At 73.2% G+C, this 14,176-nt stretch carries 12 protein-coding genes; 7 read left to right on the plus strand and 5 right to left on the minus strand.

The window, feature by feature from the left end; all coding sequences use genetic code 11:
* Window positions 1–124: 124 nt before the first annotated feature.
* The 4 genes from ACZ6Y1_RS19260 to ACZ6Y1_RS19275 all read left to right on the plus strand — a co-directional run bounded on the left by ACZ6Y1_RS19260 (window position 125) and on the right by ACZ6Y1_RS19275 (window position 4,083).
* A complete protein-coding gene (locus ACZ6Y1_RS19260; RefSeq protein WP_469630644.1) occupies window positions 125–1,120 on the plus strand; it encodes an ABC transporter permease in 996 nt (331 codons plus the stop codon).
* Window positions 1,117–1,950, plus strand: coding sequence for an ATP-binding cassette domain-containing protein (locus tag ACZ6Y1_RS19265; protein WP_469630647.1), 834 nt, complete (start codon window positions 1,117–1,119; stop codon window positions 1,948–1,950). The genes ACZ6Y1_RS19260 and ACZ6Y1_RS19265 overlap by 4 nt, the downstream gene beginning before the upstream one ends.
* A gap of 110 nt (window positions 1,951–2,060) precedes the next feature.
* On the plus strand, window positions 2,061–3,104 hold the full coding sequence (locus ACZ6Y1_RS19270; RefSeq protein WP_469630650.1) for a LacI family DNA-binding transcriptional regulator: 1,044 nt from the start codon (window positions 2,061–2,063) through the stop codon (window positions 3,102–3,104).
* 286 nt (window positions 3,105–3,390) lie between these two features.
* Window positions 3,391–4,083 carry a GAP family protein gene (locus tag ACZ6Y1_RS19275; protein ID WP_469630653.1) on the plus strand — a complete coding sequence of 231 codons (693 nt, stop codon included), beginning with the start codon at window positions 3,391–3,393 and terminating at the stop codon, window positions 4,081–4,083.
* Window positions 4,084–4,086: 3 nt separating this feature from the next.
* Here ACZ6Y1_RS19275 and ACZ6Y1_RS19280 read toward each other — a convergent pair whose 3' ends face one another.
* The gene (locus ACZ6Y1_RS19280) at window positions 4,087–5,067 is read right to left on the minus strand and encodes a CinY protein (protein ID WP_469630656.1); all 981 of its coding nucleotides are present in this window, start codon (window positions 5,065–5,067) and stop codon (window positions 4,087–4,089) included.
* 289 nt (window positions 5,068–5,356) lie between these two features.
* On the opposite strand from ACZ6Y1_RS19280, the gene ACZ6Y1_RS19285 reads away from it, so the two are divergent.
* A complete protein-coding gene (locus ACZ6Y1_RS19285; protein WP_469630714.1) occupies window positions 5,357–6,721 on the plus strand; it encodes a S41 family peptidase in 1,365 nt (454 codons plus the stop codon).
* On the opposite strand, the gene ACZ6Y1_RS19290 is transcribed toward ACZ6Y1_RS19285, so the two are convergent.
* Both ACZ6Y1_RS19290 and ACZ6Y1_RS19295 read right to left on the minus strand, forming a co-directional pair.
* Complete coding sequence (locus tag ACZ6Y1_RS19290; RefSeq protein ID WP_469630659.1) at window positions 6,672–8,291, minus strand: MFS transporter; 1,620 nt, start codon at window positions 8,289–8,291, stop codon at window positions 6,672–6,674. The genes ACZ6Y1_RS19285 and ACZ6Y1_RS19290 overlap by 50 nt on opposite strands.
* A 266-nt stretch (window positions 8,292–8,557) precedes the next feature.
* Entirely contained in the window at window positions 8,558–9,715 is a 1,158-nt protein-coding gene (locus ACZ6Y1_RS19295) for a carboxylate-amine ligase (RefSeq protein WP_469630663.1), read from the minus strand.
* A gap of 214 nt (window positions 9,716–9,929) precedes the next feature.
* Between ACZ6Y1_RS19295 and ACZ6Y1_RS19300 the strand changes: the two genes are divergently transcribed.
* Window positions 9,930–11,198, plus strand: coding sequence for an MFS transporter (locus tag ACZ6Y1_RS19300; protein ID WP_469630666.1), 1,269 nt, complete (start codon window positions 9,930–9,932; stop codon window positions 11,196–11,198).
* A 202-nt stretch (window positions 11,199–11,400) separates the two neighbouring features.
* Here ACZ6Y1_RS19300 and ACZ6Y1_RS19305 read toward each other — a convergent pair whose 3' ends face one another.
* A complete protein-coding gene (locus ACZ6Y1_RS19305; RefSeq protein ID WP_469630669.1) occupies window positions 11,401–11,763 on the minus strand; it encodes a cupin domain-containing protein in 363 nt (120 codons plus the stop codon).
* Window positions 11,764–11,812: 49 nt separating this feature from the next.
* Here ACZ6Y1_RS19305 and ACZ6Y1_RS19310 point away from each other — a divergent pair, with 49 nt between their 5' ends.
* On the plus strand, window positions 11,813–12,625 hold the full coding sequence (locus ACZ6Y1_RS19310) for an AraC family transcriptional regulator (protein WP_469630672.1): 813 nt from the start codon (window positions 11,813–11,815) through the stop codon (window positions 12,623–12,625).
* A 100-nt stretch (window positions 12,626–12,725) separates the two neighbouring features.
* Here ACZ6Y1_RS19310 and ACZ6Y1_RS19315 read toward each other — a convergent pair whose 3' ends face one another.
* A complete protein-coding gene (locus ACZ6Y1_RS19315) occupies window positions 12,726–14,072 on the minus strand; it encodes a carboxyl transferase domain-containing protein (protein ID WP_469630676.1) in 1,347 nt (448 codons plus the stop codon).
* Between the last annotated feature and the right edge of the window lie 104 nt (window positions 14,073–14,176).

A 14,176-nucleotide genomic window follows, 5' to 3' on the forward strand; every position in this document is an offset into this window, starting at 1 on the left:
GCGCTCCACGGGGGACCTCCGTACGGCACCCTCCGGCGCATGCCTCCCGCGGCGAACAGCCCTCCCGCACCTGCCCCCTGACGAACCCAGCTCCGCCGACCACCGACGACCGGCAAGGACCACCATGACTGCCACACCCCTGCCCTACGGCCAGCTGAAAGGACCCACCACGGTCCGCCGGCTACTCGCCACACCGACCACGGGCCCGCTCGTCGCCCTGCTGCTGGCCTGCGTCTTCTTCTCCCTGACGACCGAACAGTTCCTCACCGGCGGGAACTTCTCGCTGATCGTCCAGCAGGTCATGGTCGTGGGCACGCTGGCCATCGGACAGACCCTGATCATCCTGACCGCCGGCATCGACCTCTCCTGCGGTGCCGTCATGGCGTTCGGCAGCATCGTCATCGCCAAGACGGCGGCCGAGGGCGGCCTGCCACCACTCGCCGCGATCACCCTCGGTCTGCTCGTCAGCGCGGGCTTCGGCCTGGTCAACGGCCTTCTGGTGCAGTTGATCCCGCTCCCGCCGTTCATCGTCACCCTCGGCATGCTGAACGTGGCGTTCGCCCTGACCCACATCTACTCGGCCGAGCAGACGATCACCGACCTCCCGGCGCCGCTGACCGCCCTCGGCGAGACGTTCCCGCTCGGCAACACCGACATCACCTACGGCTCGCTCGTGACGATCGCCCTGTTCCTGCTCTTCGCCTACGCGCTCAGCGGCACGTCCTGGGGCCGGCACGTGTACGCGCTCGGCAACAGCTCCGAGGCCGCCCGCCTCAACGGCATCCGCACCTCCCGGCTGACGATCGGCCTCTACACCCTGGCCGGAGCCGTCTACGGAATCGCCGCACTGCTGCTGATCTCCCGCACCGGCGTCGGTGACCCGCAGGCCGGACAGACCGACAACCTGGACAGCATCACCGCTGTCGTGCTCGGGGGCACCAGCCTCTTCGGCGGGCGCGGCTCGGTCCTCGGCACCTTCATCGGCGTCCTCATCGTCGGCGTGTTCCGCAACGGCCTGCAGCTGATGGGCGTCGCCTCCATCTACCAGACCCTGATCACCGGCGTGCTGGTGATCCTGGCCGTGACCGTCGACCAGATCTCCCGGAGGAAGGCACGATGAACACCGCCGATCCCACTCCCGTGCTCCAGGCCCGCGGCCTGGTCAAGCGGTACGGCCACGTCACCGCAATCGACGGCGCCGATTTCGACCTGCTGCCCGGCGAGGTCCTCGCCGTCATCGGCGACAACGGCGCCGGCAAGACGAGCCTGATCAAAGCCCTCACCGGCGCGCTCACCCCGGACGAGGGCGAGATCCGGCTGAACGGCGAGCAGATCAGGTTCACCGGGCCGCAGAGCGCCCGGCAGCACGGCATCGAGACCGTCTACCAGGACCTCGCCGTCGCCGCCTCCATGGACATCGCCTCCAACATGTTCCTCGGGCGTGAGCTGCGCCGGCCGGGCTTCCTCGGCAGCGCGCTGCGCATGCTCGACAAGAAGCGCATGCGTCAGGAGGCGGCGGCCCACATGGCCGACCTCAAGATCGGACTGCGCTCGCTCACCCAGCCGGTGGAGACGCTCTCCGGCGGTCAGCGTCAGGCTGTGGCGGTCGCGCGGTCCGTCGCCTGGGCATCGAGCGTCGTCGTGATGGACGAGCCCACCGCCGCACTGGGCGTCAAGGAGTCGGGTCAGGTCCTCGACCTGATCCGACGAGTCCGCGACAAGGGCATGCCCGTGGTCCTGATCAGCCACAACATGCCGCACGTCTTCGAGATCGCCGACCGCATCCACATTCACCGGCTCGGCCGTCGCGAGGCCCTGATCAAACCGTCCGACTATTCCATGGCGGAGGTCGTCGCCATCATGACGGGGGCACTCAGGGTGAGCGACGATGGGGGTACGGTCGTTGCCGATGCGGATGCCGCCGAGGCGGCAGGCGTGTCCGCCCACTGAGTCGCCGCGGGAGCGAGCCCGCGCGGACGACACGGTCGCCGCACAGTCAGGACAGCGGGCCCGGCCCCGGGCAGGGGCCGGGCCCCGCACACGCACAGGAACGGTGGTACATGGCCGCGAACCGCCGCCCCACACTGGCCGATGTCGCCAGGGAAGTGGGCGTCAGCGCCAAGACGGTGTCCCGGGTGCTCAACCAGGACGGGCCGAGTTCCCCGCAGACCCGCGAGCGCGTGCTCGCGGCCGTCGCGAAGCTCGGCTTCCAGCCGAACCTGATGGCCCGCAACATCCGCGTCGGGGGCCCCGACACCACCGTCGGCCTGGTCGTGCCCGACCTCGGCAACCCCTTCTTCGGAACCGTCGCCGGCGGCATCGAGGACCTCGTACGCGGCCGGGGGCTCACCCTGCTCATGGGCTCGTCGGACGAAGACCCCGACCGCGAACGGGCGTTGATCCAGACCTTCCTCGCCCGGCGCGTCAGCATGCTGATGGTCGTCCCCGCGTTCGGAGCCGATCACAGTCACCTGAAGGCGCCGCGCGCGGCCGGTCTCCCGGTGGTGTTCCTCGACCGGCCGGGAGTCGGCCTTTCCGCTGACTGCGTCGTCAGCTCCAACCGGAGCGGTGTCCGCGAGGGCGTCACCCACCTCATCGCCCGCGGGCACCGCCGGATCGGGTTCGTGGGCGATCTGCCCGCCAAGCTGTACACCCGGCGCGAGCGGCTCGCCGGCTACCGTTCGGCGCTCGAGGAGGCCGGCCTGCCCTACGACCCGACCCTGGTGACCGGCGCCCAGGGCCAGGACGCGGCCGCCGCCGAGACCACCGCGCTGCTGAGCCTGCCGAATCCGCCCACCGCCGTGTTCGCGGCGAACAACATGATGGCTCTCGGAGTCATCGCGCAACTCGCCCGCACGGGGCGCAAGGACATCGCTCTGGTCACCTTCGACGACCTCCCTCTCGCCGATGTCCTCGAACCGGCCGTGACCGCCGTGGCCCAGGATCCCGCGGCCATGGGCGAGGCGGCGGCAAGGACCGCCCTGGCCCGGCTGGACGGCGACCGCTCCCGGGCCCGGACGATCTCGGTCCCCACCCGTCTGGTGGTCCGCGGTTCCAGCGAACTGCTTCCGCACCCCTCCGAGCAGGTCCGGACCGGGAGCTGAGCGCCACGCCCCCGGTTCGGGGCGCGGAGGGAGCGGTGTGGCGAACGCGTGCCGGCCGGGCGGGTGCCCGGTGGCCGTGGGGCGGTCGTCACCACGGGGAGGCTGCCCGCGCGGGAACGGCCGGATCGCGCCCGCGTGGCGATCACCGGGGGATGGGCCGACGATGGGACTGCCGGGAGGCCCGTGGCCGCCGGTGAGGGGAGTCCGGCCATGCAGGAGTCGTTTGTGAACCGGGCAGCGGACCACCGGCTGCCGAACGCGTCGGGGTAGGGCGGAACCGCGCGCCATGGTGCTCGACCTGTTCCTCATCGGTCTGATCATCACGCTCTACCCGCTGCCGATCCTGGCCTTCGTGCTGGTCGTGTCGGCGCCCCGCGGGGTGTGGAAGGGCCTGGTGTTCATCCTCGCCTGGCTCGGCTGCCTCGTCGTCGTGATCGCCATCGTGCTGCTCCTCACCAACGGCGAGCCGCCACCGCCGCGGTCCCCGCCGTCCACCGCTGCGCTCGCGGTCAAGCTGCTCCTCGGGGTGGGACTGATCGTCTACAGCGAACGCAAGAGGCGCCGGAGGAAGCGCGCGGCGGCCGCGGCCGCGGCCGGCGGCGGTGCGGTGCAGGTCGAGCCGGAGGCCGCCAAGAGCTCCATCACCTCCCGTACGGACCAGGTCACGTACTGGTCCGCGGCCACGGTCGCCGTGCTCCTCCAGCCCTGGGGCATGGTCGGCCTCGCCGCCAGCACCGTGGTGGAGGCGGACCTCTCCCACACCGAGTCGTACCTGGCGCTCATGGGGTTCTGCCTGCTCGCCAGCGCCACCCTGCTGACCATGGAGCTGTACATGGTGTTCGCGCCCGAGCGGGCGCACCGGGCCCTGACGGACCTGCGCGAGTGGCTGGACCGGCACAAGGAACCGGCGATCGTCGTCTCCTGCCTCGTGCTCGGGCTGTGGATCGTGGGCAGGAGCCTGTACCAGCTCACTTCCTGAGGGTCAGGTGCAGGCGGCGGCCGGATCGTCGTGCGTGAGGGCGCAGACCATCCGTGCCCCGCGGTCGTGGTCGGGGTAGGCGGCCAGGAGTTCGGCCTTGAAGTCGTTCCACTGGCGGCGGATCTCGGCGGTGGCTCCGGCCGTCGCGTGACCGAAGTTGTCGGCCGTCTTCGAGCGGGCGGTCGCGGCGGTGTCCTTGGTCAGCACGCGGTTGTGGGGGACCCGCCCTTCGCAGTCGGCTGGTCTGACGCCGGTCGAATCGAAGTCCGGGTAGCAGCCGGTGGTGAGGTCGGCCGGGATGCGGGCACGCGCGTCCCGGGTCCACTCGGCGTCCTCCATCGCGCTGTAGCGCCGGATGTCGAGGAACGGCGCGAGGTCGGTACGCCCCAGGCCGGGCGGGTTGTCGAGGCCGATCGGGCCGGGGGCGGGGCGGTCGGTCCAGTTGGAGTGCGCGTAGAAGTCCTCGATCTGGTGCCAGCCGCGCCCGAGCTGTTCGAGGACGGCGCATTTGGCGCGCCCGGGCTTCCCGTCCCAGACGCAGGGCGAGGACACCAGGTCGCTCTGGTCGGCGCGGACCCCGCCGTCGGCGTCGACGAGGCCGTCGGCGGCCCGCACGGCGTTGCGGAACCGGGCGACGGAGGTGCGGACACAGGCGAGGAGTTCGGTGGTGGCCTCGTCCCGGGTGCGGGGATAGGAGGGGGCGTGGTCGGGGGCGAGGTAGTCGGCGTTGTCGCAGTGCAGGGGGCCGATGTCGAAGTAGGGAGGGCGGTCGTTGGCGGTGACCGCCCCGACACGGGCATCGGCCATCGCCGTCAGCGTGACGGGCTCCCAGTGCAGTGCCGCCCGGGTGACGGCCTCGTGGTTGTCGCCGGTGAAGGCCCGGGCGGGGCCGCTCGGGACGGCGCTCAGGGCCGCCGCCAAGAGTGCTGCGGCGGCCGCGGAGGAGGCCCGGGAGCGGATCCCCGATGGCGGGAGGCCGGCCATGCATCCATGCTGCGCGCCGGGCCCCGCCCCCGCACGCGCTCCGGGTCGGCCCCCGCACGCGCGACCCCGCCCCCGCACGCGCGCCGGGCCGGCGCCTCCGGATCACCCCGCGTCCCCCGGAAGGGGGTGCTGCCGGCCGACACGGCAGGGGGGGCAGCCCCCCGGCCGGTCCACCTGCCCGCCGGATGTCGGCCGGGCGGGCCCGTCGGCGATCGTCGATTCCCTGACGCAGGGCGCGTACAGGGAAGGGAAGACCGTGCGATCCACGAGTTCCAAGACGGCGACGGCCATGGTGGTACTGGCCCTTGCCGGCGGGGCGGTGGCGCCCGCCGCGGCCGCCCCACGGCCGCCCGCCGACGGCGTCTGGCGCGTGGAGGGATACAACACCGTCCTGTCGATCGCGGACGGGCGCCTGCAGGAGTACCAGACGACCGCGGTGAGCTGCCTGAAGGGCGCCGCGGCGCTGCGGACGGCGCAGGGCACCTACCGCACCGGCGACGGGACCGTCCTCACCCTCCGATCCTCGGGATCGATGCACGTGGACGGATCGGCCGGGGACAGGAAGCTGCGCCGGATGGCAGGGCTCCCGGCGGCGTGCGGGCGCCCCACGTCCGACGACCCGGTGACGACCTTCGACGTCTTCTGGCAGTCCTTCGAGGAGAACTACCCCTTCTTCGGGGCCAAGGGCATCGACTGGCCCGCACGACGGGACCAGTACCGGCCCAGGGTGCACGCGGGCACGACGAGGGACGAGCTCTTCTCCCTTTTCAGCGAAATGGTGAAGCCGCTGTACGACGCGCACGTGGCCGTCGTCGACGGAGACCGCCGCTTCGCCGAGGTCCGCCCGGGCACACCGCCGCTCAGCGGCACGCTGGACACGAAGGTCAAGGACCACATCGTGAGGTACGACCTCGACGGCAAGGGCCTGGCGGAATTCGCCAACGGCCGCATCGGCTACGCCGACCTGCCCGGCGGCCACGGGTACCTGCGCATCTCCGGATTCGGCGGCTACGACACGAAGGACTCCTCGTACGCCGCCCAGCTGGCCGAGTTCGACAAGGCGCTGGACAGCGTCCTCACCGCCGGGCGCACGGCCTCCCTCAAAGGGCTGATCATCGATCTGCGCATCAACGGCGGCGGCTCCGACGCACTCGGCCTGCGCCTCGCCGGGCGCCTGAGCGACACCCCGTACATCGCCTACCGCAAGCGAACCCGCTACACGGGCCCGCAGCCCGTCCCGGTGCGACCCGACGGGGAGGCCCCGCGCTACGGCGGACCGGTCGCCGTGCTGACCGCGAGTACGACGTTCAGCGCGGGCGAGACGTTCGTCCAGGCACTCATGGACCGGCCCGGCAGGACCGTGCGCGTCGGGGAGGCCACCCAGGGCGTGTTCTCCGACTTCATGGAGCGCGAGCTGCCCAACGGCATGAAGGTCCGGCTCCCGAACGAGGAGTTCCTGACCCGCTCGGGGCGGACCTTCGACGGCACCGGCATCCCGCCACACCTTCCCACACCGGTCTTCACCGAGGGGGAGTTCGCGGAGCACCGGGACTCGGCGTTCGACGCGGCCATCGCGGAACTCCGCGGGAGCCTTCCGGACCGGGTCACGGGGAGTCCGGGGAGCGCGGCTGGGTCGCGGGGATCCGGTGGGTGAAGAACAGGGCGACGACCGCGGCGAAGGCCAGGATGGCGAGCGCGGCGCGCAGGCCGTCGAGCCTGGCCTCGGCGTTCGCGTCCAGTGCCGTCCGGGACACCTCCGGGCTCGTCCCCGCCTCGTCGAGGGCGGTCTGGAGCTGGGCGTCGGACAGGAAGGGCGCGCCGCTCTCCAGTTGGACGGTCGCCTGGTCCGTGACGCTGTCCGGGACCGCCGGATTCGCCGCGACGCTGGTCAGGAAGGAGGAGGTGAGCGCGGCGATCATGATCGATCCGGCGAGTGCCGTGCCGATCGAGGCGCCGAGGTTCGTGACGGCGTTCTGCACGCCGCCGACCTCCGCACTCTGCTCCTGCGGTACGGCGGACACGGTGACCGACCCGAGCTGCGAGGCCAGCGCCCCCATGCCGAGCCCGATCAGCAGCAGCGGAATGGTGACGATCTCCGCGCCGGCGTCGAGGTCGAGCGCGGCCATCAGGACCACCGCGCCCGCGAGCAGCGCGAAGATCCCGACCCGCACCACGCGCCGCGGTGAGACGTCCGGGAGGAAACGCGGGATCAGGGTCGCGGCCAGCAGCAGGCTCACCGACAGCGGCAGCAGGCGGACGCCGGTCGACAGCGCCGACAGGCCCAGTGCGACGGACAGGTAGAGCGGGACGACGAAGAACACGCCCATCTGCACCAGGTACTGGAAGAAGAACATCGTCAGGCCACCGGTGAGCTGCTGGTTGCGCAGCATGCCGGGGTCGACGAGGGGATCCCGGCCGCGCCCGGCGACCTTGGCCTCCCAGCGGAGGAAGAGCCAGAGCAGCACCATGCCCGCCAGCATCAGCCACGTCGTCAGGGACACCCCGAGCCAGGACGGCGCGCCGGTCTTCGGCAGGAACCAGCCCCATTCGTCGGACCGGAGCACGCCGTAGACGAACAGCCCGAGCCCGGCCGCGGAGAGGGCGGCCCCCGGGAGGTCGATGCGCCGGCGTTCGCCGGGCGGGGCGTCCGCGATGCGGCGCGCGAGCGCGAGGATGGCGAGGACCACCAGGACCTCTCCGGCGAAGACCCACCGCCAGGAGAAGTATGTCGTCGCGATGCCGCCGATGAGCGGTCCGACGGCGATCGCGATCGCCCCCGCGGCCATGATGAGGCCGTAGGCGGCGGGGCGGCGCTCCACGGAGAAGTTGCCGGCGACGAGCGACACGATCGCGGGCAGGATGAGCGAGGCCCCGATCCCCTCCAGGAGGGCCCAGCCCAGCAGCAGCACGGTGAGGTTCGGTGCGAGCGCCGTGGTGAGCGAGCCGGCCCCGTAGACGCAGCAGCCGATCACGAACGCGCGTCTGCGGCCGATCAGCGCCCCGACCTTGCCGCCGGGGATCATGAACATCGCCATCACGAGGGTGTAGGCGGTGATCGCCCCCTGGATGCCCGTGACGCTCGTGCCGACGTCCTCGGCCACCGTGGCGATGGAGACGTTCATGACGGAGCTGTCGAGGGCCATCAGGAACTGCCCGGACGCGAGCGTCACCAGGACGGTCCGAGCCGTCGCCGAACTCTGCGCGTTGCCTGCCCGGGATGACATGGACGCATGCTTCCAGCCGTCCGGGCAGCAGCGGGGCAGACCCGCCGCGCCGTCGACCGGACGGGTGCGGCGCCGGGGCGGGCGCCGTGCCAGTCCGGTGCCCGGCTGGTGCCGTGACCGGAAAGGTTCACCGGGTCGCGCTGCCCGGCACGGCACCTCGCCGCGTTGTCGGACCACGGCGGTACGTCCAGTACGAGCGGTGGCCCTCCGCCTTGCGATGCACCGCACCGGACGACGCGACCCGGCAAACCCTTCCGGTCACGGCGCTAGAAGTTCTCCGTCTCGTCCGCCAAGTGGCGCAGTACGTCGTTCAGGTCCTGGCGGCGGGCGAAGGCGGCGCGCTGGCGGTGGGCGCCCGAGCCGTCGCGCAGCAGGCCGCCCAGGGTCTTGGCCGCGTGGTCGAGGTCGCCCGACTCGGCCAGTTCCGGGGCGACCAGGTCCAGCAGCGCCTCCGCCAGGTCCGCCGCCGGGAGTTCCGCCCCCGTGTACGGGTCGAGGCCGAAGCCCTCCAGCCCGTCGTGCGCGGCCCGCCAGCGCGCGAGGCGCAGGACGTCGTCCCGTACGGGTGGGTCGGGGCGCTCCTCCGCGATCTCGCGCAGGGCCGTCGCCACCAGGGCGCGGGTCAGTTCGGCCTGCAGCACGGCCCCGTCGATGTCCGGGGACATGTCGGGCGCCCGCAGTTCGAGCGTCGGCCAGCGTCCCGAGGGGCGCAGGTCCCAATAGACCATCTTCGTGTCCAGGGCCGCCCCCGAGCCGAGCAGGGTCTGCACCGAGCGCCGGAAATGGGCCGTGGACGTGAAGTGCGGCGGCGGTCCCGCCGAGGGCCAGCCCGACCAGGCCATCGCCCGCCAGCTGGCGTGACCCGTGTCACGGCCGCCCCAGAACGGCGAGTTGGCGGCGAGCGCGATCAGCGTGGGCAGCCAGGGCCTGACCCGGTTGGACACCGCGACGGCCGTGTCCTCGTCGAGGCTGCCGACGTGGACGTGGCGGCCGCAGCTGACCAGGGTGTCGGTGAGCGCGCCGAAGCGGCGGGCCTGCTCGCGCTGGCGCGGTTCGTCGTCGGTCAGGTGGAGCGGGCCTTCCACGGCCACGACCGGCGAAGGCGCGGCCAGCAGCCGGCAGCCGTGGGCGCGGGCCGCCCGGCCGAGGGTGCGCCGCAGCGCGGCGATCTCCGTACGCAGCGCGTCAGCCGCGTGGGCGACCGGAGTGGAGATCTCCACCTGGTAGCGGGTGCCCTCCGCGTGCAGTTCGCCGGGCAGTCCCCCGGCGGTGGCGAGGACGAGCGGGGCGGCGGGGACCACCCGGAAGGTGCGGGCGTCGACGAGGAGGAACTCCTCCTCGACCCCGACGGTGAGGGGGCCGGTGGTGCGCACCGTGTTCCGCGCGGTGCCGGTGCTCGTGGTGCTGTTGCCAGGTTCGATCACTGCGCCTCCCTGGACATACGAGTCTTTTCATCATGAGCTGAACGAGAGGTGTGTAGCGCACGGCGATTCGGTCAAATGTCCGGTGATAGTGGCGGGTTACCGGCAAGAGGCCGCCCGCCCCGGGAACCCGGAGCCGGGTGGGGCGACTGTTGCCGGTGTGTGAACGCCGCAAAACCCGCTCGGAGGGGCGGCGGACCGGTGGTTATCATCCGCTGTGCCCGATACGACCGCGCCCACCCGCCCCCGCTCCCGGCAGCGCATATTCGCCGACCTGACCCCGCTGCGCACCTCCGCGCACTACCGGAGGCTGTGGGTCGGCAGCACCATCTCCTGGCTCGGGCAGGCGATGACCGCCCTCGCGATCTCGCTCCAGGTCTACGCCATCACCCGCTCCAGCTTCGCGGTCGGGCTCGTCGGGCTCTTCGCGCTGGTCCCGCTCGTCGCCTTCGGGCTCTACGGAGGCGCCGTCGCCGACACGCTGGACCGCCGCAAGCTCGGCCTCTACAGCGCCCTCGGCTCGGCCGCGCTGTCCGTCGCGCTCGCCGCGGCCGCGCTGCTCGACTACCACCGGGTGTGGTTCCTGTACGCCGTCGTCGCGCTCCAGGCGGTGGCCGGGGCGCTCGCGGGGCCGGCGAGGTCCGCCATGATCCCGAGGCTGCTGCCGGCCGAGCAGCTGCCCGCCGCCAACGCGCTGAACTCGGTGACCATGACCTCCGGGACGATGATCGGCCCGATGCTGGGCGGGCTGATCGTCGGCTGGTGGGGTTATCAGGCCGCGTACCTGATCGACGCCGTCACCTTCACCGCCGCGCTCTACGCGATGTGGCGGCTGCCCTCGATGAAGCCGGACCGGGCGGAGGGCGAGCGGGGGAGGGCGTCCGTCCTCGACGGCCTGCGTTTCCTCGGGACCCGGCCCAATATCCGGATGACCTTCTTCTCCGACATGGCCGCCATGGTGCTGGCGCAGCCGAAGGCGCTGTTCCCGGCCGTCGCGGGGCTCTGGTACGGCGGCGACGCGAAGACGGTCGGCCTGCTGGTGGCCGCGCCGGCCGTGGGCGCGCTGCTGGGCGGGCTGTTCTCGGGCTGGCTGGGGCGGATCCGCCGGCACGGCCTGGCGATCCTGGTGTCCGTGGCCGGGTGGGGGCTGGCCATCGCCGTCTTCGGGCTCACCCGGAACCTGTGGATCGGGCTGCTGTTCCTGGCCCTGGCCGGGTGCGCGGACACCATCTCGATGGTGTTCCGCAGCACGATGATGCAGGCCGCCACCCCGGACGAGATGCGGGGGCGCCTGCAGGGCGTGTTCATCGTGGTCGTCGCGGGTGGGCCCCGGCTCGGGGACTTCCTCGCCGGGACCGTCGCCGACCTGACGTCCCCCGCTGTGGCGGTCACGGGCGGGGGCCTCGCGTGCGTGCTGGTGCTGGGGCTGCTCGCCCTGCGCTGGCGGGGCTTCGCCCGGTACGACGCGCGGTCGCCCCAGGCGTAGCGGCTGGGACCGCCAAGCGCTGCCCCGCAGGTGGCGGGCCGCGCCGGACTCGGGCGGTGACCGTCGCGGCGGCTGCCGACGGCGCGCGAAGGCCGGGCGGCGGCGTCACCCCTCCGGCAGGGCCGGCCGGACCCCCCCGGGCCGCGGGGGCGCGGACCGTGCCCCCCGGTGTGCGGCCCGGTGGCCCCCGCCGGCCGAGGCGTTACGCGTCCACCGGTTCGCGGGTGCGGGTGCCGCCCGCCGAGCCGGTGTTGGTGGTGCCGGACGGTTCGAACAGCAGGAGCTCGACCTCCTCGTCGGCGGCCGGGCAGTGTTCCACCCCGCGCGGGACCACGTACATCTCGCCGGGGCCGAGGACCACGTCCCCGTCCCGCAGCCGGATCGTCAGCGTGCCCCTGACCACCAGGAACAGCTCGTCGGTGTCCTCATGGGTGTGCCAGACGAACTCGCCGCGCAGCTTGGAGACCTTGACTTCGTAGTCGTTGACGCGCGCGATGCGGCGCGGGGCCCAGTGGTCGGTGAAACGGGCGAGCTTCTCGGCGATGTTGACCTTCGGTGTCGTCATGAGCACAGCCTGCCGGGGCGGATCGGCGGCGGTCTTGTACGTTCCTGACATGGCCCCTTTACGCCCGCGCGGCACCGTCTCCGCCTGGCGGCCGCCGGTCGGGGGAATCGCCGAGGTCTTCCACGCCCGCTTCACCGACCACGCGTACCCCGCCCACGTCCACGACACCTGGGCGCTGATGATCCTGGACGGCGGCCGCGTCGACTTCGCCCTCGACCGGGAGCGGCACGGCGCCGGGGTCTCGGACCAGGTGATCCTGCTGCCGCCCGGGGTGGTGCACGACGGGCGGACCGTGACCGAGGCCGGCTTCCGCAAGCGGGTGCTGTACCTGGACACCTCCGTGCTGCCCGAACGGCTGGCCGGGGCCGCCGTCGACGCGCCGCTGCTGGCCGATCCGGCGCTGCGGGAGCGCGTGCACGGCCTGCACCTGGCGCTCGCGGAACGGGACCCCTTCGAGGCCCAGTCGCGGCTGGCCTTCGTACAGGAGCGGCTGCGGTGGTGGCTGACCGGGCGGGAGGCGGCCGCGGACGGGCCGCGGGAGGCCGGGCTCGCCGGGCGGCTGCGGGAACTGCTCGACGCGAGGGTGGTCGAGGGGATCACCCTGGAGGAGGCCTCGGCGGAGCTGGGCCACCCCCATCCCACGCACCTGATCCGCAGCTTCCGGACGGCCTACGGGCTGCCGCCGCACGCGTACCTCACCGGGCGGCGGGTGGCGCTGGCGCGCGGACTGCTGCTGGCGGGGATGGGTCCGGCCGCCGCGGCCGTCGCGGCCGGATTCCACGACCAGGCGCATCTGACGCGGCACTTCGGGCGTCACGTGGGGGTCGGCCCGGCCCGGTTCGCCCGATCCGGCCGACTGTGAAGGGGGCGCGGCGTCACCCCGACGGCCACGGCCACCGCGTTGCCGCTGACGGACGGCGCGGGCAAGGTGATCGACTCGGGCCAGGCAGGATCCGGAGCCGTCAGGGGGTCGCGCCGACGATGCCGCGGGCGAGCCCCAGGGTCACCAGGTCCTGGGGGCGGATGCGGAGCTGGTCCGCCGTGTCGGGGGCGGCGGCCGGGGGGCGCTTGAGGATGGCCGCCGCCAGTTCCGGCGCGATCACCGAGAAGTAGCTGTCCGGGGTGACCCAGGTGTTCCCCGGCGCCGCCAGGGCGAGCGCGCCGCCCGAGCCGCCCTCGCCGATGAGCAGGGTGGTGACGGGGACGGCCGCGCCGGCCACCGCCGCGAAGGTGTCGGCGATGGCCGCGCCGGCGCCCGCGTGTTCGGCCGCCGCGTCGTTGGCCGCGCCCGGGGTGTCCACCAGGGTGAGCACGGGGATGCCGAGCCGGTCGGCGAGGCGGATGACACGGGCGGCCGTACGGTACCCGGCCGGACGGGTCGCGGTGCCGCACTGGGCGGCGTACGCGACGGCCCGCCCCTCGCGCAGCCCGAACCCGCACAGCATGCCGGGGTCGGTGCCGCCGGCCCGGTCCCCGGAGAGCGGCAGGCGGAGCTCGAAGTACGCGTCCAGGTACGCCCCGGCGCGCGGGCGCTCGGGGTGCCGGGCCTGCAGGACGGCCTCCCAGCCACTGCTCGGGGGTTCCGCGGCGGCCAGCGCGCGCGGGGGCTCGACGGGCCCGTCGGGCCGGGGTGCGGTCAGTACGCGCAGCCAGTCGGCGAGGGCGCCGGGCAGCTCGGGTGCGGGGACCACGGCGTCCACGTGCCCGGCGGCGTACTGCCCCTCGGCGGAGTAGGCCGCCGGATCCGCGTCCGCCGGGCGCACCCGGGAGCCGGCGAATCCGACCTGGGCCCCCGGGAGCGCGAGGACCACGTCGGCCCCGGCCCCCAGGGTGGCCCAGCCGCCGCCCGTGGTGGGGTCGCGCAGGACGGCGAGCTGGGGGAGTCCGGCCGCCCGGGTCAGCACGCACTGGCGCGCCACGCGCTGGAGCTGGGTCAGGGCGAGCATGCCCTCCTGCATGCGGGAGCCGCCGGTGGCGATGAGGGAGACGAGGGGCAGCCGGTGTTCGCGGGCGTAGGTGTAGGCGGCTTCGAGCCGGTCTCCGGTGCGCTCGCCGAGGGAACCGCCGAGGAAGCCGAACTCGAAGGAGATCAGGGCCGCTTCCCGGCCGCCGATGCGGGCGGTGCCGACGACGACGGACTCCCGCTCGCCGGTCCGCGCGGCGGCGCGGGCGCGGGAGTCGTCGTAGCCCTCCCAGGCCAGGGGCCCGTCGGGTCCCGACTCCCGCCGGGGCACGGGGAGTTCGGCGAAGCTGCCGGGGTCGGTCACGGAGGCGATGGCCGCGCGGGCCGAGAGGCGGGTCGTCGTCACGGGGTCACCCTAGTCTTCTGAGTCAGGAATTCTGTTCAGATATGAGGCGAGGCGTTCAAGGATCTCGTCCGCGGTCTTCGTCCAGACGTAGGGCTTCGGGTCGG

The sequence above is a fragment of the Streptomyces sp. NPDC053432 genome, assembly GCF_055585365.1.

Bases quoted from the DNA above. Each gene is read 5' to 3' on its own strand.
- ACZ6Y1_RS19270 (WP_469630650.1), top strand. From the start codon at position 2,061: ATGGCCGCGAACCGCCGCCCCACACTGGCCGATGTCGCCAGGGAAGTG.
- ACZ6Y1_RS19290 (WP_469630659.1), bottom strand. From the start codon at position 8,291: ATGTCATCCCGGGCAGGCAACGCGCAGAGTTCGGCGACGGCTCGGACC.
- ACZ6Y1_RS19275 (WP_469630653.1), top strand. From the start codon at position 3,391: ATGGTGCTCGACCTGTTCCTCATCGGTCTGATCATCACGCTCTACCCG.
- ACZ6Y1_RS19265 (WP_469630647.1), top strand. From the start codon at position 1,117: ATGAACACCGCCGATCCCACTCCCGTGCTCCAGGCCCGCGGCCTGGTC.
- ACZ6Y1_RS19305 (WP_469630669.1), bottom strand. From the start codon at position 11,763: ATGACGACACCGAAGGTCAACATCGCCGAGAAGCTCGCCCGTTTCACC.
- ACZ6Y1_RS19285 (WP_469630714.1), top strand. From the start codon at position 5,357: ATGGTGGTACTGGCCCTTGCCGGCGGGGCGGTGGCGCCCGCCGCGGCC.
- ACZ6Y1_RS19260 (WP_469630644.1), top strand. From the start codon at position 125: ATGACTGCCACACCCCTGCCCTACGGCCAGCTGAAAGGACCCACCACG.
- ACZ6Y1_RS19280 (WP_469630656.1), bottom strand. From the start codon at position 5,067: ATGGCCGGCCTCCCGCCATCGGGGATCCGCTCCCGGGCCTCCTCCGCG.
- ACZ6Y1_RS19310 (WP_469630672.1), top strand. From the start codon at position 11,813: ATGGCCCCTTTACGCCCGCGCGGCACCGTCTCCGCCTGGCGGCCGCCG.